The sequence below is a fragment of the Actinoplanes sp. NPDC051405 genome (assembly GCF_055586185.1).
Genome location: NZ_JBVJIR010000010.1, coordinates 130326 through 147796, shown reverse-complemented (window position 1 = coordinate 147796; position 17471 = coordinate 130326). Strand labels below are relative to the sequence as shown.

Annotated in this window: 14 protein-coding genes and 2 pseudogenes; 10 read left to right on the top strand and 6 right to left on the bottom strand. The window is 71.8% G+C overall.

What is annotated here, in order from left to right; all coding sequences use genetic code 11:
• Positions 1 to 38 precede the first annotated feature (38 nt).
• The gene (ctaD, locus tag ACZ6S4_RS22285; RefSeq protein WP_465476762.1) at positions 39 to 1793 is read left to right on the top strand and encodes an aa3-type cytochrome oxidase subunit I; all 1755 of its coding nucleotides are present in this window, start codon (positions 39 to 41) and stop codon (positions 1791 to 1793) included.
• 1484 nt (positions 1794 to 3277) lie between these two features.
• Here the strand turns inward: ctaD and ACZ6S4_RS22280 are convergent.
• The 4 genes from ACZ6S4_RS22280 to ACZ6S4_RS22265 all read right to left on the bottom strand — a co-directional run bounded on the left by ACZ6S4_RS22280 (position 3278) and on the right by ACZ6S4_RS22265 (position 9172).
• Positions 3278 to 4576 (bottom strand): MFS transporter, encoded by a 1299-nt coding sequence (locus ACZ6S4_RS22280; RefSeq protein ID WP_465476761.1) that lies wholly within the window; start codon positions 4574 to 4576, stop codon positions 3278 to 3280.
• Between the two features lie 68 nt (positions 4577 to 4644).
• The gene (locus tag ACZ6S4_RS22275) at positions 4645 to 5214 is read right to left on the bottom strand and encodes an isochorismatase family protein (RefSeq protein WP_465476760.1); all 570 of its coding nucleotides are present in this window, start codon (positions 5212 to 5214) and stop codon (positions 4645 to 4647) included.
• Positions 5215 to 5225: 11 nt separating this feature from the next.
• Positions 5226 to 6512 (bottom strand): nicotinate phosphoribosyltransferase, encoded by a 1287-nt coding sequence (locus ACZ6S4_RS22270; RefSeq protein WP_465476759.1) that lies wholly within the window; start codon positions 6510 to 6512, stop codon positions 5226 to 5228.
• Between the two features lie 68 nt (positions 6513 to 6580).
• Entirely contained in the window at positions 6581 to 9172 is a 2592-nt protein-coding gene (locus tag ACZ6S4_RS22265; protein ID WP_465476758.1) for a LuxR C-terminal-related transcriptional regulator, read from the bottom strand.
• A gap of 328 nt (positions 9173 to 9500) precedes the next feature.
• Here ACZ6S4_RS22265 and clpS point away from each other — a divergent pair, with 328 nt between their 5' ends.
• Positions 9501 to 9791, top strand: coding sequence for an ATP-dependent Clp protease adapter ClpS (gene clpS, locus ACZ6S4_RS22260; RefSeq protein WP_212992473.1), 291 nt, complete (start codon positions 9501 to 9503; stop codon positions 9789 to 9791).
• A gap of 20 nt (positions 9792 to 9811) precedes the next feature.
• Positions 9812 to 10321: a DUF2017 domain-containing protein gene (locus ACZ6S4_RS22255; protein ID WP_451910864.1), complete on the top strand. Its 510-nt coding sequence runs from the start codon at positions 9812 to 9814 to the stop codon at positions 10319 to 10321.
• On the opposite strand, the pseudogene ACZ6S4_RS22250 reads toward ACZ6S4_RS22255, so the two are convergent.
• A pseudogene (locus tag ACZ6S4_RS22250) lies at positions 10318 to 11120 on the bottom strand (aldo/keto reductase). The gene ACZ6S4_RS22255 and the pseudogene ACZ6S4_RS22250 sit on opposite strands and share 4 nt — an antisense overlap.
• Positions 11121 to 11268: 148 nt before the next feature.
• Between ACZ6S4_RS22250 and ACZ6S4_RS22245 the strand changes: the two are divergent.
• The 3 genes and pseudogenes from ACZ6S4_RS22245 (at position 11269) to ACZ6S4_RS22235 (ending at position 13124) form a co-directional block, all read left to right on the top strand.
• Positions 11269 to 11771 (top strand): annotated as a pseudogene (locus ACZ6S4_RS22245) (M67 family metallopeptidase).
• A 67-nt stretch (positions 11772 to 11838) separates the two neighbouring features.
• On the top strand, positions 11839 to 12153 hold the full coding sequence (locus ACZ6S4_RS22240; RefSeq protein ID WP_360828883.1) for a MoaD/ThiS family protein: 315 nt from the start codon (positions 11839 to 11841) through the stop codon (positions 12151 to 12153).
• Positions 12154 to 12158: 5 nt separating this feature from the next.
• Positions 12159 to 13124, top strand: coding sequence for a PLP-dependent cysteine synthase family protein (locus ACZ6S4_RS22235; RefSeq protein WP_360555206.1), 966 nt, complete (start codon positions 12159 to 12161; stop codon positions 13122 to 13124).
• Between the two features lie 120 nt (positions 13125 to 13244).
• On the opposite strand, the gene ACZ6S4_RS22230 is transcribed toward ACZ6S4_RS22235, so the two are convergent.
• Positions 13245 to 13634, bottom strand: a complete 390-nt coding sequence (locus ACZ6S4_RS22230) for a hypothetical protein (protein ID WP_465476757.1) — start codon at positions 13632 to 13634, stop codon at positions 13245 to 13247.
• Between the two features lie 333 nt (positions 13635 to 13967).
• On the opposite strand from ACZ6S4_RS22230, the gene ACZ6S4_RS22225 reads away from it, so the two are divergent.
• The 4 genes from ACZ6S4_RS22225 (at position 13968) to rdgB (ending at position 17396) form a co-directional block, all read left to right on the top strand.
• A complete protein-coding gene (locus ACZ6S4_RS22225) occupies positions 13968 to 14714 on the top strand; it encodes an MBL fold metallo-hydrolase (protein ID WP_360555203.1) in 747 nt (248 codons plus the stop codon).
• A gap of 61 nt (positions 14715 to 14775) precedes the next feature.
• Complete coding sequence (locus ACZ6S4_RS22220; protein WP_465476756.1) at positions 14776 to 16032, top strand: glycosyltransferase; 1257 nt, start codon at positions 14776 to 14778, stop codon at positions 16030 to 16032.
• 24 nt (positions 16033 to 16056) lie between these two features.
• Complete coding sequence (gene rph / locus ACZ6S4_RS22215) at positions 16057 to 16785, top strand: ribonuclease PH (RefSeq protein WP_465476755.1); 729 nt, start codon at positions 16057 to 16059, stop codon at positions 16783 to 16785.
• Positions 16782 to 17396, top strand: a complete 615-nt coding sequence (gene rdgB / locus ACZ6S4_RS22210; RefSeq protein ID WP_465476754.1) for an RdgB/HAM1 family non-canonical purine NTP pyrophosphatase — start codon at positions 16782 to 16784, stop codon at positions 17394 to 17396. Before rph ends, rdgB begins: the two co-directional genes overlap by 4 nt.
• The last annotated feature ends 75 nt before the right edge of the window (positions 17397 to 17471 follow it).

Sequence of the window (17471 nt, the reverse complement as noted above, 5' to 3'; positions counted from 1 at the left end):
TGTACGCAGTGGGACGAACGAGACACCGGAGGCTATCCGTGACGACCGTTGCGCCTAAGCCGATCGTGACCCGGCCCTGGCCGGTGCGACAGCAGGTGAAGGGCTCAGCCCTCGCGCGGGTCCTGCGGACGACGGACGCGAAGCAGATCGGGATCATGTACATGATCACCGCCTTCGTGTTCTACATCCTCGGCGGCTTCATGGCGCTGCTCATGCGCACCGAGCTGGCCCGCCCGGGCATGCAGGTCCTGTCGCCGGAGCAGTACAACCAGCTGTTCACCATGCACGGCACGATCATGCTGCTGTTCTTCGCGACGCCGATCGTGTTCGCCTTCGCCAACTTCGTGGTGCCGATCCAGATCGGCGCGCCCGACGTGTCGTTCCCGCGGCTCAACGCCTTCGCCTACTGGCTGTACCTGTTCGGCGGCACGATCACCATCAGCGGCTTCCTGACCCCGGGTGGGGCGGCCGACTTCGGCTGGTTCGCGTACACCCCGCTCAGCAACTCGCTGCACTCGCCGGGCGTCGGCGGCAACATGTGGGTCGTCGGCCTGGCGCTCTCCGGCCTCGGCACGATCCTCGGTGGCGTCAACATCATCACCACGATCATCACGCTGCGCGCCCCCGGCATGACGATGTTCCGGATGCCGATCTTCACGTGGAACATCCTGGTCACCAGCCTCCTGGTGATCATGGTCTTCCCGTTCCTGGCCGCGGCGCTGTTCGCACTGGCCGCCGACCGCGTGCTCGGCGCGCACGTCTTCGACGTGGACACCGGCGGCCCGATGCTGTGGCAGCACCTGTTCTGGTTCTTCGGCCACCCCGAGGTCTACATCGTGGCGCTGCCGTTCTTCGGCATCATCACCGAGGTCATCCCGGTCTTCAGCCGCAAGCCGGTGTTCGGCTACAAGGGCCTGGTCGGCGCGACCCTGCTGATCGCGGCGCTGTCGATGAGCGTGTGGGCGCACCACATGTTCGTCACCGGCCAGGTGCTGCTGCCGTTCTTCAGCTTCCTGAGCTTCCTGATCGCGGTCCCGACGGGCATGAAGTTCTTCGTCTGGATCGGCACGATGTGGCGCGGGCAGATCAGCTTCGAGACGCCCATGATGTTCGCCATCGGCTTCCTCGTGACGTTCCTGTTCGGTGGCCTGTCCGGCGTGCTGCTGGCGGCTCCGCCGATCGACTTCCACGTCTCGGACTCGTACTTCGTCATCGCGCACTTCCACTACGTGCTGTTCGGCACGATCGTGTTCGCGGTGTTCTCCGGCATCTACTTCTGGTTCCCGAAGATGTTCGGCCGAATGCTCGACGACCGCCTAGGAAAGATCCACTTCTGGCTGACCTTCCTCGGCTTCCACGCCACGTTCCTGGTCCAGCACTGGCTGGGCGCGGAAGGCATGCCCCGGCGGTACGCGGACTACCTGCCGAGCGACGGCTTCACCTTCCTGAACACGTTCTCGACCATCGGCTCGTTCGTCCTCGGCGCCTCGACCCTGCCGTTCATCTACAACGTGTGGAAGTCCTACAAGGTCGGCCAACTGGTAACCGTCGACGACCCCTGGGGCGCCGGCAACTCCCTGGAATGGGCGACCTCGTCGCCGCCGCCGCTGCGCAACTTCGACAAGATGCCCCGGATCCGCTCCGAGCGGCCGGCCTTCGACGCGAAGTTCCCGGAGCTGGCGGCCGGCGCCCAGTCGCTGGCAGGCCCGCCGGAAGGCGGCGCCCGCCCCCTGACCAGCGAATCCGACGGCGGCGCGACGTACCAGGAAGACGTCAGCGACCGCAAGCACTGACCGGTACCTGCTGAGCGGCCCGTCCCTTTCCGGGGGCGGGCCGCTTCGCATTTGCGCGGCGGTTCCGTCACGGGCCTTACCGCACCGGGGCTCCTCTCGGGGCCTTGACCGTGGATCCGAGCGCAGCTTCGGGCGGCGGGCGTCGGGGTGGATGCGCTGAACGTTGCGGCCGTGGTGGAGGCCGCCGCTGGCCACGGCCCGCTGCAGGCGGTCGCCGTCGGTGAGCTTGCGGCTGCGTTGCATCCCGTAGTCGCCGTCAGCAGAACCGTCAGCATGGGGCCTTGCCGCTGGCAGCGGGCAGTCGGCGGCGAGCAGCGCCGCTGTCCATGCCTGCTCTGCTTGCGCTGCCTGGTCCTGCGCTGCTCGTCTGCCTGGACCGTGCCTGGGCCCGCGCCTGGCTGCCCGTGCCTGGGCCCGCGCCTGGCTGCCGGCGCCTGGGAGCCTGGGCTGCCCGCGCCCTGGGCTGGTCCGCGGTGCCTGCGCCTGCGCTGGCTGCACCCGCGCTGCCCGCACCCGGGCTGCCGCGTTGCCTGTGCCTGGTGTTCGCGCCCGCGCGGCTAGCGTCTGCGCTGGACTCGGTGGCTGCGCCAGCGTCCGCGGCTCGCGCCCGCGCGGCTCGCGCCCCGCGCCTACGCTGCCGGCGGCCCAGCTGCCCGTCCCTTGCTGGCTGCCCGTGCCCCGCGCTGCCCGTGCCCCGCGCTGCGCGTGCCCCGCGCTGCGCGTGCCCCGCGCTGCGCGTGCCCCGCGCTGTCCGTGCTGCTCGTGCCCCGCGCTGTCCGTGCTGCTCGTGCCCCGCGCTGTCCGTGCTGCTCGTGCCCCGCGCTGTCCGTGCCCGCGCTGCCCGTGCCCCGCGCTGCTGGCGCTCGGGCTGCCCCCACCCACGCTGCGCGTGTCCCGCGCTGCCTGCGCTGCGCGTGCCCCGCGCTGCGCGTGCCCCGTGCTGCCCGTGCCCTGCGCTGCCCGCGCTGCCCGTGCTGCCCGTGCCCCGCGCTGCCCCCGCCCGCGCTGGCCGCGGTGCCTGTGCCTATAGCTGCGCTGCCCTGCTCCCGTGCCGCTCGCGCCCGCGCCTACGCTGCCGGCGGCCCACCTGCCGGTCCCCTTGCTGACTGCGGTGCATGTGCCTGCGACCCGTTGCCGGGCCTGCCGAGCCCGCCAGGCCTGCCAGGCCTGCCCGCGCTGCGAGCGACTCCCTGCTTGCGCGGCCCGCAGCGCCTGCGCCCGGGCTGCCCGCGCCGGCGCGATCGACCGCGGCAATCCCCGGCCTACATCGGCTTGATCGGATCCGCTCCAGACCAAGCCAGAAGCCCGCCACCCAACCCGCCGCACCCGGCCGCTCAGATCAACCCAGACCCGACCCCAAACACCGACCCAGCTCCATCCCGGCCCAGATCACCGCCCGCCCGAGCCACGCCTGAAGCCCAACCCCAACGAGCAAGGCGAGCAACCCCACAGCGCCACCAACGCCCGCGAACGGGGCACCCGCCTCACCGACTAGGCGCCGCCGCATCAGGCGCCGGGAACTCCGCCGCCGGCCCGGCCACACCCGACCCCAGCGAATCCCCAGAACCCTGCCCCACCTCACTGTCCAACCCGCCATCAACCTGCCGTGCCACCTCCTGCCGCCGGCGCAGCTCGGCCGGCAGGGCCAGCACAGCCACCACCACCCCAACCCCACCCACCGCAGCAAACCCCCAGGCAGGCGACCACGTATCCATCACCACACCAGCCAACGGCGCCCCCAGCGCCACCCCCACCGTCAGCGACGAGTTGTGCAACCCCATCGCCTCGCCGCGGGCCGACGCCGGGGTCATCCTGCTCACCGCGTCCGCCGTCGCCGTGATCGTCGGGGCGCACAGTGCGCCCGCCGGCAGGAGCAGCAATGCCAGCAGCCACCAATGACCACCCGCCAGCCCGACCGGGATCGTCAGCAGAGCCATCGGGGCAAACAACGCCAACGGCGACAGCCCACGCTTCACCGTGCCGTACGCGAACCCGCCCACCAGCGAATAAGCCGCCCACATGCCCAGCACCGCCCCGGTCCACTCGACCTCCCCGGAGCTCTGCAACACAGCCACCACCGCCACGTCCGTGCCGCTCAGGACGATGGTTGCCGCGCTTGTGATCGCCAGGATCGCGACCAGGCGGGGCTTGAGCCAGGTGCTGCGGGGGACACGTTCGCCCGCGGAGATCGGCTTTTCGTCCTTGCCGCGGATCGGCGGGTTCAGCACGTACAGCCCTATGCCGGACAGCAGGATGCCCGTGCCGACCGCCAGCATCGCCACGCGGGCGCCTGCTGTTGTGCTGACCAGGACGCCCAGCGCGGGGCCGGCCATGAAGGACAGCTCTGTGGTGATCGAGTCCAGGGCGAAGGCCGGCAGGCGGTGCGACTCCGGCGCCAGCGCGGCGATCGACTGCCGGGCGACCGCGAACGCCGGCAGGGTCAGGAAGCCGCCCACCAGCGCGGCCATCAGCAACGCCCAGTACGGCATCGCCTGTGCCGTCGTCCAGAACGTCACCTCGGCCACCGTGGTCAGCACCAGCACCGGGCGCAGGCCCTTGCGGTCGGTGACCCGGCCCAGCACCGGCGCGCCGAGGGAGCTGCCGACGGTGAAGGCCGCCCCGACCAGGCCCGCGGCGCCGTAGCCGAGGTGCAGGTCCTGGGTCACGTGCAGGGTCAGCGTGACCGTGCCGGCCGTGATCGGGATGCGGGCGAGCGTCGCCACGATGAGCAGCGAACGGATCCCGCGCAGCGCGAGGGTCTCCCGGTAAGGCGTGAGTGTCATGGCGGTCCTAACCTCCGCCGGACAGTCAACAGCAGGGGTACGACAACTCCCAATCGATTAGACAGAGGTCACGCGACGACCGGCGTGCCTGTCGTTTCGACCGCGGCCTCCTCGAACTGCGCCAGCGCCGCGGTTGTCGTCGCGGCGGCCACCCCGGCCGTCAGGTCCAGCAGCACCGTCGTGGCGAAACCCGCCTGCTTCGCGTCGAGCGCTGTTGCCCGTACGCAATGGTCTGTGGCGATGCCCACCACCTCGACCTCCGTCACCGACCTGGCCCGCAGCCAGTCCGCCAGCCCTTCGCCCTCGCGGGTGTGTCCCTCGAAGCCCGAGTACGCCGCCTTGTGCTCGCCCTTGTGGAACACCGCTTCCACCCGTTCCGTCTCCAGCGCCGGGTGGAAGGACGCGCCTTCCGTGCCGACCACGCAGTGGGCCGGCCACGAGTCGACGAAGTCGGGGTGCTCGCTGAAGTGCGCGCCCGGGTCGATGTGGTAGTCCTTCGTCGCCACGACGTGGTCCCAGCTGCCCGACTTCAGGGCCGCCGAGATGCCCGCGGCCACGCCCGCGCCGCCCGGCACGGCCAGGGAGCCGCCCTCGCAGAAGTCGTTCTGGACGTCGACGATGATCAGTGCGCGTGACATGGTCACACCTTTCAGGCGGTGGGGACGACGGTGACCGGGATCGCCGGGTCGCCGGCGGAGAGCTTGAGGCCCTCCCACGGGATCGAGATGAGGCCCTGGCGCAGGTGGTCGCGGGACTCGGCCAGGGTCGGCAGCGGTGCCACCTCGCCGCCCACGACGAACGAGCGCTGCAGCAGCCGGTCGTTGGTGTTGTGATCCGGCACGCCCTGGGACACGATGATCTCCTCGGTGGCCGTACCCGTGGGCTTGTGCCGCCGGACGGCGGTTTTGCGGCCGCCGACCGTCGCTTTGTTCTCCGAGCGCTTCACCACGGCCCGGCCTTCGACCTCGACCAGCTTGTAGACCAGGCCCGCGGTCGGCGCGCCGGAGCCGGTGACCACCGCCGTGCCCGCGCCGTACATGTCGACCGGCTCCGCGGCCAGCGTCGCGATCGAGTATTCGTCCATGTCGCCGGAGACGATGATCTTCGTCTCCGTGGCGCCGAGGGAGTCGAGCAGCTCGCGGGAGTGCTGCGCCAGCACCGACAGGTCACCCGAGTCGATGCGGATCGCGCGCAGGTCGGGCCCGGCCACGGCGATCGCGTTGCGGATGCCCTGGGCGATGTCGTAGGTGTCCACCAGCAGCGTCGTGTTCTTGCCCAGCGCCGCCACCTGCGAGGCGAACGCGGCCGGCTCGTCGTCGTGCAGCAGCGTGAACGCGTGCGCCGACGTGCCGGTCGTGGGGATGCCGTAGCGGCCGCCGGCCGCGAGATTCGAGGTCGAGGCGAAACCGGCGAGATAGGCCGCCCGGGCCGCGGCCACGGCGGCTTCCTCATGGGTACGGCGTGAGCCCATCTCGATGATCGGCCGGCCCCGGGCGGCGGTGACCATCCGGGCCGCTCCCGCCGCGATCGCGCAGTCGTGGTTGAGCACCGACAGGATCAGCGTCTCCAGCACCACGCACTCGGCGAAGCTGCCGGACACGGTCAGGATCGGTGAGCCGGGGAAGAACAGCTCGCCCTCGGCGTACCCGTCGATGTCGCCGGTGAAGCGGTAGTCCGCGAGCCATGCCGCGGTGGTCTCGTCGACGACCCCGGAGCGGCGCAGGAAGTCGATGTCGGCGTCGGTGAAGCAGAAGTCGCGGATGAGCTCCATGAGCCGGCCCTGACCGGCGGCGACACCGTAGCGGCGCCCGGACGGCAGGCGCCGGGCGAACACCTCGAAGACGCTGCGGCGGTTCGCCGTCCCGTCCTTGAGGGCGGCACTGACCATGGTCAGCTCGTACTGGTCGGTCAGCAGCGCGGGCGCGAAGTCGGTCACAGATCCACCTTAGGCGTCCTCTCCTGGCCCTCGCTGCGCTCGGTGCAGTCGGTCACGCCGCGCCTACCTTATTGCGGGAGCAGGCGCAGTGCCGGAGCAAGCTCCAGCCTGCCGTTGACTCCCAGCTTGGTATAGACGCGCTGTAGATGGTTCTCCACCGTGCGTGGTGACAGATACAGCCGGTCGGCAATCTCGCGGCTCCGGACCCCCTCGGCGGCCAGCTCGGCCACCTGGCGTTCGCGGACCGTCAGGGCCGGCTGGACCGCCAGCAGCGCCGGTGTCCGCAGCGGACCGCAGCGGCTCAGCACATCGGCCATCAGCGTGCTGGCCGCCAGCGCCCGCGGATCCCGGGCCGTGCGGAAGACCCGGACCGCGCCGGCCGCGGCCTCGGCGGCGAAGAGCTGGTAGCCCAGCACGGCGAACTCCCGGGCGACCGCGAACAGGTCCTCGCCGGCCTCCGCCGCGGCGGCCGCGGCATGCCGGACCACCAGCGCCGCCGCCGGGCCGCCGACCAGCGGCGCCAGCTCCCCGAGCCGGGCGGCGGCCAGCTGCGGCTGCCCGATCCGGACCAGGTCGTAGAGGGCGAGCAGCTCCTGACCGTACAGGTGGTCGGCCCGCAGCCGGGTCACCGCGCGCTGCACCACGCGTACGGCGGCAGCCGGCTCGCCCTGGCACACCAGCGTCCACGCCCGGGCCTGCTCCTGCCACGGGTAGTAGAGGCTGACGGCGGTGCCCGCGGCCGCCTCGGCGGTGGCCAGGGACTCGGTGGCGATCGTGCTCTCGCCGCGCAGCGCCGCCACGTTGGCCCGGGCGAAGTGGGCGCTGCCGTCGTACACCCGGGCCGGGGCCAGCGAAGCGCAGGCCTGCTCGGTGGCGTGCAGGGCCTCGCCGGTCTGCCCGCGCAGCAGGCTCGCCTGGGCCTGCAGCAGCGACACCCAGCCCGAGCCGAAGCCGAAGCCGCCCGCCTGAGCCAGGTGGGCGAACTCCGCCGCCAGGATCCGGTCGATGGCGGGCAGGTCGAGGGCCACGCTGACCCGGGTGCCCTCGGCCATCTGCAGGGCGTACTGCAGGGTCGGGGTGTCGCGCCGCCAGTCCGCCGTGTCGGCCTCGACCGCCGCGATGAGCTCGGCGCTGCCGTCCGGGTCGCCGCCGGCGGCCAGCAGGTAGGCCAGCACGCAGCGGGCCAGCGCCCGGGTGGCGATCCCGGCCGCCGGTTCGTCGAGCACGCCGCGGGCCAGGCTCCGGGCTGCCGGCAGCTCGTCGAGCTGAAGCCGGATGAACGCTTCGAACGCCCGCACCCGGGCCCGCTCGGCCGGGTCGGCCGGCTGCGCCGCCGCCAGCGTGTCCGCCGCCTCGGCCCGGCCCAGCCCGAAGAACTCCACGGCGGCCCGTGCGGTGAGCCGGCGGGCGCTGTCGTCCGGATCCGCGCCCAGGACCGTCAGCGCCTCCTCCGGGCAGTCGGCGAAGAGCAGCACCGTGGCCAGCAGCTCGGCAGCGGCCCAGCCGGCTCCGGCGTCGCGGGCCGCTGCGGCGAGGCGCCGGGCGAGGTCGATGTCGAAGCGGTTGAAAGCCTGGCGGGCCGCGTCCAGCAGCAGCGTGCCGTCCTGCGCCGTACCGGAGTCGAGCCGCCAGACCGCGACCCGCAGCAGGTCGTCCCGGCGCCGGGCGCCGGCCCCTTCGACCAGGTCGGCCAGCGTGGCGAGCAGCCGCCGGGACCGGGTGACCGGGCAGCCACGGCGGACCACCTCGCCGTAGAGCGGGTGGGCCAGCCGCGCGTCGCGGCGGCGCTCGTCGACGACGATCCGGATCAGCCCGCGCTCCTCGGCGGCTTCCACGTCGGCGGCCGCGGCGGCCCGCATCAGCAGCGTGAGGCCGACCGGCTCGCCGAACGAGACCATCTCGAGCACGTCGCGCACGCCGGGGGTGAGCCCGCCGATCCGGGCGCCGACCAGATCGGCCAGGCTCGGCGCCAGGGTGAGCCGGCCGGTCCAGCGCCAGAAGCCGTACGTCTCGGACAGCTCACCACCGCTCAGCGCGGCGAGCACCAGCTCGCGCAGCAGCAGCGGGTTGCCGCCGCCGAGCCGGATGAGCCGCTGCGCGGAGCCCGGCTCGACCGGCCCACGCACCAGCGCGGTCAGCAGCTGGCGGGACTCGTCGTCGGTCAGCGGATCGAGCTCGGCGTGGCTGAGCAGCCCCTCGGTCCACAGCGCGCTGATCGGGGACGGCACCGGCTCGGCCGTGCGCAGCGTGCCGAGCAGGGTCGCGCCCTCGCGGACCAGCAGGTGGGTCAGGGCGGCGGACGGCGGGTCCAGCAGGTGGGCGTCGTCGATGGCGAGCACCATCGGCCGGTCGCCGGACTCGGCGTGCAGCCCGTCGACCGCCCAGCGCAGCAGCCCGGCGGGGGACAGCCCGGCCGGCGGGTCGGCGGGCAGGATCTGGGCCAGGCCGCCGAACGGCAGCCCGGAACTCGCTATGTTCGCCGAGGCGCAGTGGACGGCGTAGTGCTCGTCCGGCAGCCCCGCGACGGCTTCGCGCAGCAGGCGGCTCTTGCCGACGCCCGCGCTGCCGCTCAGGATGAGACCCCGGTCGGAATCCCGGGTGGCGACGGTCGTGAGCCGGGTCAACTCGTCGGCGCGACCGACGAATCCCCAGTGCTCCACCGGGTCAGCATATCGAGATCCGTCACCTTCACATCACCGCCCGTACCACGTTCGAGAATGAGTAAGAGTGCATGAAACGGTGAGTAATCAGGCATCTGTCCGCCCCCGCCGCCGTCCCATACGGTTCGGCGGTACCGGCGTGACTGCCCGGGCCCGGCCTGGCGGGGCGGGTCCGGGCGCCCCACCGGTTCCACCGGCTGTTCGCGCTGGTGAGCGGCTTTTCCCGCGGGCGCGGCGCAGGCTCGGGGCTGCGCCATCCCACCCCTCCCGGCGCGCCTGGCGTGCTCGGTTCGACTCCCGCCCGAATCGGCGTGGCACGATGGGGGGCATGGCGTTGCCTCAGGTCGCTCCCGCAGAGACGCCGCAGATCGAGGAGGTACCGGCTGATGACCGGCCGTGGGTGACCATCGTCTGGGACGATCCGGTCAATCTCATGTCGTACGTGACCTGGGTCTTCCAGAAGATCTTCGGGTACAGCCACGACAAGGCCGAGCAGCTGATGATGGACGTGCACAACAAGGGCAAGGCGGTCGTGTCCAGCGGCGCGCGTGAACGGATGGAAATGGACGCTGCGCAGCTCCACGGCTACGGCCTGTGGGCGACGGTGGACCGCGGTTGAGTGGGCGGGTGAGCTGAACGATGTTCCGACGCAACGGGAACCAGTGCGTGGCCACCTTCGCCATCGACGAGGTGCGCGTGCTGCGCAAGGTCGCCGGTGAGGTCGTGGGCCTGCTCATGGACGGTTTCGACCACACCGACCCGGTGGTCGGCCGGCTCTTCCCGGACATCTACCCGGACCGGCCCGACGACTCGGCCGAGTTCCGCCTCTACACCGAGGGTGACCTCAAGACGGGCAAGATCGACCAGGCCGGGGCCATCCTCGCCGCCCTGCCCGACGACGGCCCCGGCGAGGTGCGCCTGGACGGCGAGGAGGCCGAGGCCTGGCTGCGGGCGATCAACGACGCCCGGCTGGCCATGGGGACCCGGCTCGACATCCAGGGCGACACCGACCTCGGTGACGAGCTCGATGAGGCCGTGGTGCGCGACCCCGCGTCGAGCCGGGTCTTCCAGCTCTCCGTCTACGCGTACCTGGGCTACCTCCAGGAGTCGCTGCTCAATGCCCTCCCGGAGATCGAGGAACGGCCTTAGGCGGCCTGGTCCAGCCGGGCCAGCTCCTCGTCGGTGAGGGTCAGCTCGGCCGCCCGTACCGAGTCGGTGATCGACTCGGGACGGCTCGCGCCGGGGATCGGGATCACGTGCTCGCTCTTGGCCAGCTCCCAGGCCAGGGTGACCTGCTGCGGGCTGACCCCGTGAGCCTCGGCCACCTGGGCGAACTCAGCGAAGTGGCTGCCCAGCTCGCCGGCCTTGGCGATCCCGCCCAGCGGCGACCACGGCAGGAAGGCGATGCCGAGCTCGTCGCAGAGCCGCAGCTCGTCCTCCGAGGAGCGGAACGCGGGCGAGAACTGGTTCTGCACCGAGACCAGCCGGCCGCCGAGGATCTCCTGGGCCTGGCGGATCTGCTCGACGTTCGCGTTGGAGATGCCGGCCAGCCGGATCTTGCCCTCGTCGAGCAGCTCGCGCAGGTGCCGACGGAGTCCGCGTACGGGACCTTGGGGTCGGGCCGGTGGAACTGGTAGAGGCCGATGGCGTCCACACCGAGACGCTTGAGCGAGCCCTCGACGGCTTCCCGCAGGTGCGCGGGGGAGCCGTCGACGGTCCAGGAGCCGTCGCCGGGACGCAGGTGACCGCCCTTGGTGGCGACCAGCACGCCGGAGGTGTCACCGCTCCAGCTCGCCAGCGCCTGGGCGATCAGGCTCTCGTTGTGCCCGACCTCGTCGGCGTGCAGGTGGTACGCGTCGGCCGTGTCGATCAGGGTCACGCCGGCGTCGAGCGCGGCGTGGATGGTCCGGACCGAGCGGTCGGTGTCGGGCCGCCCCTCGATGGACATCGGCATGCCGCCGAGCCCGATGGCGCTGACCTGGACGTTTCCGATTGATCGCTGCTTCATGTCCCCACCCCTACCCCACGTGATGATCCGTACGCGCGTGAGCACTGCCACGCCCGGTCCGCCGCCGCGCCACGGTAATGTGAACAGCGTGCTGACCATCGACAGCGCGATCGTCGACGCGATCGTCGCCCACGCCCGCCGGGACCACCCCGACGAGGCCTGTGGTGTCGTCGCCGGGCCCATCGGCAGCGACCTGCCGACGCGGCACATCGCGATGGACAACGCGGCCCGGTCCATGACGTTCTACGAGTTCGACTCGATGGAGCAGTTGCGGGTCTGGCGTGAGATGGACGACAACGACGAGGAACCCGTCGTGATCTACCACTCGCACACCGCGACCGAGGCGTATCCGTCTCGCACCGACATCTCGTTCGCGGGGGAGCCGGGCGCGCATTACATGCTGGTCTCGACCCGCGAGCCGGATTCCGAGGAGATTCGCTCGTTCCGTATCGTGGACGGTGTGGTGACCGAAGAAGAGGTCAACATCGTGGATGCGACGGTGGACGCGTGAGTGGGAGTGCGGACGGCTACGCCGTCCAGTCGTACATGTTCGGGCAGAGCCCCGCGTCGGTCTACTACGAGTGTCGCTGACGCGCGGCCTCAGCAGACCCCTGCCCTCGAACTCTCTCGACTTCTCTTTCCTAGGAGCATCACAGTCATGGCTATCGAAGTTCGCGTTCCCACCATCCTGCGCAGCTACACCGGCGGCTCGAAGGTCGTCGAGGGCTCCGGTGCGACGCTCTCCGGCCTGATCGACGACCTGGACACCAAGCACTCGGGTCTCAAGGGCCGGCTGCTCACGCCCGAGGGTGGCCTGCACCGCTTCGTCAACGTGTACGTCAACGACGAGGACGTCCGCTTCCTGGGCGCGCTCGACGCCCCGCTGAACGACGGCGACTCCGTCACCATCCTGCCGGCCGTGGCCGGCGGCGCGCTGGGCTTCGCCGCCGCAGCGGCCCTGCTCGGTAGGTAGAAGCCGTGGCTCGCTACGAGAGCCTGCTGGACGCTTGCGGGGGCACGCCGTTGGTCGGCCTGCCCCGGCTGTCGCCGACGGTGCCCGAGGGGGCGCCGCCGGTGCGGCTCTGGGCCAAGCTGGAGGACCGCAACCCGACCGGCAGCATCAAGGACCGCCCGGCGCTGTACATGGTGCGTGAGGCGGAGGAGTCCGGGCGGCTCCGTCCCGGCGACACCATCCTCGAGCCGACCAGCGGCAACACCGGCATCTCCCTGGCCATGGTGGCCAAGCTGCGCGGCTACCGGCTGGTCTGCGTGATGCCGGAGAACGTCTCCTCCGAGCGGGTCCAGCTGCTCCGGATGTACGGCGCGGAGATCATCTTCTCGCCGGCCGCCGGTGGCTCCAACCAGGCGGTCGCGACGGCCAAGCAGATCGCGGCCGAGCACCCCGACTGGGTCATGCTGTTCCAGTACGGCAATGCGGGCAACGCCCGGGCGCACTACGAGACGACCGGTCCGGAGCTGCTGCACGACCTGCCGACCATCACCCATTTCGTGGCGGGCCTGGGCACCACGGGCACGCTGATGGGCACGGGCCGTTACCTGCGGGAAAAGGTCGAGGGCATCCAGATCGTCGCGGCCGAGCCGCGCTACGGCGAGCTGGTCTACGGCCTGCGCAACATCGACGAGGGCTACGTCCCGGAGCTCTACGACGCGACCGTGCTGAGCCGGCGCTTCTCGGTCGGCACCCGCGACGCGGTGCTGCGCACCCGGCAGCTCGTCGAGGTCGAGGGCATCTTCGCCGGCTTCTCCAGCGGCGCGATCCTGCACGCGGCACTGGCCGTGGCGCACGAGGCGGTCAAGGCCGGTCAGCGCGCCGACGTGGCCTTCGTGGTCTGCGACGGCGGCTGGAAGTACCTCTCCACCGGTGCCTACGGCGGCACGCTGGCCGAGGCGGAGGACGCCCTCGAGGGTCAGCTCTGGGCTTGAGCAAGCGGCGGGGCGGCCCGGCCGCCCCGCCCGCTCAGCCTTGGCCAAGCCGGCGGACGCCGTGGGAAGCCGGGCGGGCGCCGCGCGGCAGCGGCGGGCGCCGCAGGGGAGCGGTCGAGCTCAGTAGGCCACGGCGAGCATGATGTCCGCGATCAGCGGCAGGGCCGCGGCCAGCAGCAGCAGCCATGGCAGCACCCGCCGGTGGATGGAGAGGAACGCGCCCACCGACAGGGCCACGCTGACCATGCCGAGGAAGGCCAGCACCGGCACGTACCAGCCGGGCACCCCGCCGCCGATCTGCGAGACCAGGCCGCGGATGCCGATACCGACGCCGGCCAGGCCCAGCAGCGACGCGTAGAGGGACATCGCCAGCAGCCGCCGCGTGCCCGGTGCCGGGTCGTCCGGGGTGGGGAAGCGGAAGTAGACCTCGCCGTCGATGTCGTCCATCTGGTCGGCCGGACCCGGTTCCCAGCCGAACGGGACCAGGTCCGGCGCCGGAGAGTCCTGCACCGGGACACGAGTCCGTCTCGGCTCCTGCACGCCCGTCGTCGCCACTGCACTCCTCCGTTTGGCCCTGTGGTCCTTCACGGTGTGCAACGAATACGACTCACGTGGCGTAACGGATGGGATAATGATGCAGGTCACGACCGGTGTGACCTGCGTTGTCGATTTCGCGACAAATCGATCAGACATTTAGCCGACGTGCTGGCCCCGGCGTAGGCTGCGCAGCGTGATTGACTGGTCTGCCGTCTCGGCCAAGGACCGTTTCCTGGGGGCAAAGGACTTTCAAGGAGCATGGGTCTTGGCCGAGTGGACGACCGAGCGTGAACCAGAGGAACCCGCATGCGACTGACCGTTCTCGGCTGCGCCGGCAGTTTTCCCGGCCCCGAGTCGGCTTGTTCGGCCTACCTCGTGGAGGCGGAAGGGTTCCGGCTGCTGATCGACTTCGGGTCCGGCTCCCTGTCGGCCCTGCAGCGGTATGCGGGCATCGGAGCCGTCGACGCGATCATGCTGACCCACCTGCACTGCGACCACATGCTGGACGCCTGCACCTACGTGGTGGTGCGCCGCTACGCCCCGGGCGGCCCGCTCCCGCCGCTGCCCGTCTACGCCCCGATGGGCGCCGCCGAGCGCATCTCAGCCGCCTACAGCGCCGAGAACGAGCCGGTCGACGACGTGTACACGTTCTACGGTCTGCAGCCGGGCACGTTCCCGATCGGCCCGTTCACTGTGACCGCCGACCGCGTCAACCATCCGATCGAGACGTACGGCGTCCGCGTCGAGCACAACGGCCGGGTGCTGGCGTACTCGTCGGACACCGCGCCGTGCGACGCCCTGCTGCGCCTGGCCCAGGGCGCGGACCTGTTCCTGTGTGAGGCGAGTTACCTCGACGGCGTGGTCAACCCGCCCGACCTGCACCTCACCGGAGGCGAGGCGGGGGAGGCGGCGACCAAGGCGGACGTCGGCAAACTGCTGCTGACCCATCTGGTTCCCGCCTGGGGCAGCGAGGCCTCTACTGTGGAGGCCGCGTCCGCCGCGTTCGTGGGTCCGGTGGAGGTCGTGCGACCCGGTTCCCGCTACGATCTCTGAGCTTGCCGAGGGGACGGCACGAGCGGACCACCGACCTCGAAGTGACCTTGGAGTGCCTTGCATGACCGGTCGATCAGTGGGTGAACGCAAGCTGCGTATCGTCCGACTGGCGAACTTCGTCTCACCTCGTTCGGGCGGGCTGCGCACCGCGCTGCGCAACCTCGGCGAGGGTTACCTGCGGGCCGGCCACGAGCCGATCCTGATCGTGCCGGGGCGGGAGCGCTCCGACGAGATGACCGAGCAGGGCCGGGTCATCACGCTCCCCGGCCACCGGGTGCCCCGCACCGGGGGCTACCGCGTGCTGGCCGGCCGGCGCGAGCTGACCGGGCTGCTGGACGGGCTGCGGCCGGACCGCATCGAGGTCTCCGACCGGGCCACGCTGCGCTGGACCGGCCGCTGGGCCCGGGAGCGCGGGGTGGGCTCGATGATGGTCTCCCACGAGTCCCTGGCCGGCCTGCTGGGTGTCTGGGGCATGCCGCACCGCGACTCGCTCGCCGACCGGCTCAACCGGCGTACGGCCGAGGTCTTCGACCAGATCGTCTGTACGACCGCCTTCGCGGCGGCGGAGTTCCGCCGCCTCGGCGTGCCGAACCTCGTCGAGGTGCCGCTCGGCGTCAACCTGCGTCAGTTCCACCCGAGCCGAGCCGACGCCGCCGTCCGCGCCCGTTATGCCCGCCCGGAGGAGCTCCTGGTCGTCTACTGCAGCCGGCTGTCCGCCGACAAGCGACCCGAGCTGGCCGTCGACACCATCGCCGCGCTGCGCGCCGCCAAGGTGCCCGCCGTGCTGGCGCTGGCCGGCGACGGCTCCCGCCGGGCCGCGCTGGCCTATCGGGCGGCCCGGCTGCCGGTGCGGTTCGCCGGGCACATCTCCGACCGCGACGACGTCGCCGCGCTGCTGGCCAGCGCGGACGTCGCCGTGGCGCCCGGTCCGGTGGAGACCTTCGGGCTCGCCGCGCTGGAGGCGCTGGCCTGCGGCACGCCCGTGGTGGTCAACGCGGCCAGCGCGCTGCCCGAGGTCGTCGGCGACGCCGGTGTGGCCGTGCGCGGCACCCCGGAGGCGTTCGCCGAGGGTGTGCGCAGCCTGATGGAGCGTCCCGAGGACGAGCGCCGGGCGGCCGCCCGGGCCCGCGCCGAGCTGTTCGGCTGGCCGCAGGCCGTCGACGGTTTCCTGCGGGCCCACGGCGCCCTGCCGCAGGCGCGCAGCTCAGCGGTCCTGGCCCGGCAGCCGATGCCGGAGCGGGCGCTGCGACCGGCCGTGCCGGCGGTCGCCGCCGTCGCCTCCAGTGCCTGGGCGACGGCACCCGGCGACGCGCTGTAGCGGCGATCAGCCTAGGCTCTTGGCATGGCGCGACCCGACGGCCGAGAGCCCGGCCAACTCCGACCCGTGACCCTCACCCGCCGGTGGAGCATTCATCCCGAGGGATCGGTGCTCGTCGAATTCGGCGACACCCGGGTGCTCTGCACCGCCAGCGTGACCGAGGGCGTGCCGCGCTGGCGCAAGGGCTCCGGTCTGGGCTGGGTGACCGCCGAATACGCCATGCTGCCCCGCGCGACGAACACCCGCGGCGACCGGGAGAGCGTCAAGGGCAAGGTCGGCGGCCGCACCCAGGAGATCTCCCGGCTGATCGGGCGCAGCCTGCGGGCCTGCATCGACCTCAAGGCCCTGGGTGAGAATTCCATCGTGCTCGACTGTGACGTGCTGCAGGCCGACGGCGGCACCCGCACGGCGGCCATCACCGGCGCCTACGTCGCGCTGCACGACGCGGTCAACTGGCTGGCCGAGCGCAAGTCGCTGGCCGGCAAGGTCGAGAAGGTGATGCACCGCTCGATCCAGGCGGTCAGCGTCGGCGTCATCGACGGCGAGCCGCGCCTCGACCTGATGTATCTCGAGGACGTCGCCGCGGAGGTGGACATGAACGTGGTCTGCACCGGCGACGGCGACTTCGTGGAGGTGCAGGGCACCGGCGAGGCCAACGTGTTCCGCCGGGATCAGCTCGACGCGCTGCTCGACCTGGGCGTGCTGGGCTGTGCGGAGCTGGCGCTGGCCCAGCAGAAGGCGCTGGCGTCGTGAGCGCCCGCCTGCTGCTCGCCACGGCGAACCCGAAGAAGCTGGTGGAGCTCCAGCGCATCCTCGACAACGCGCTCGGCTCCGGCGGCATCGACCTGGTCGGGCTCGGCGACTTCCCGGACTACCCGGACGTGCCCGAGACCGGCCTGACCTTCGGCGAGAACGCGCTCATCAAGGCCCGCGAGGGCGCCTCGCGCACCGGCCTGCCGACGGTGGCGGACGACTCAGGGCTGGCCGTGGACGCGCTCAACGGCATGCCCGGGGTCTTCAGCGCCCGCTGGGCCGGTGGCCACGGCGACGACCAGGCCAACCTCGATCTGGTGCTGGCCCAGATCGGCGACGTCCCGGACGAGCACCGCGGCGGCGCCTTCGTCTGCGCGGCCGTGCTGGTGCTGCCCAACGGCCGCGAGCACCTGGTCGAGGGCAAGCAGCGTGGCCAGATCCTGCGCTCGCGGCGCGGCACCGGCGGTTTCGGCTACGACCCGATCTTCCTCGGCGAGGGCCAGAGCCGGACCAACGCCGAGCTCAGCGCCGAGGAGAAGGACGCGATCAGCCACCGCGGCAAGGCGTTCCGCGAACTGGCCAAGGTCATCGCCAAGGAGCTACCCCGCTAGGGGGTTCGGCTCGCGCCGCGAAGCGGAAGCTGGGCCCGCCGCAGGCCGTCATGACCCACGAGAAACCCCTGCCCT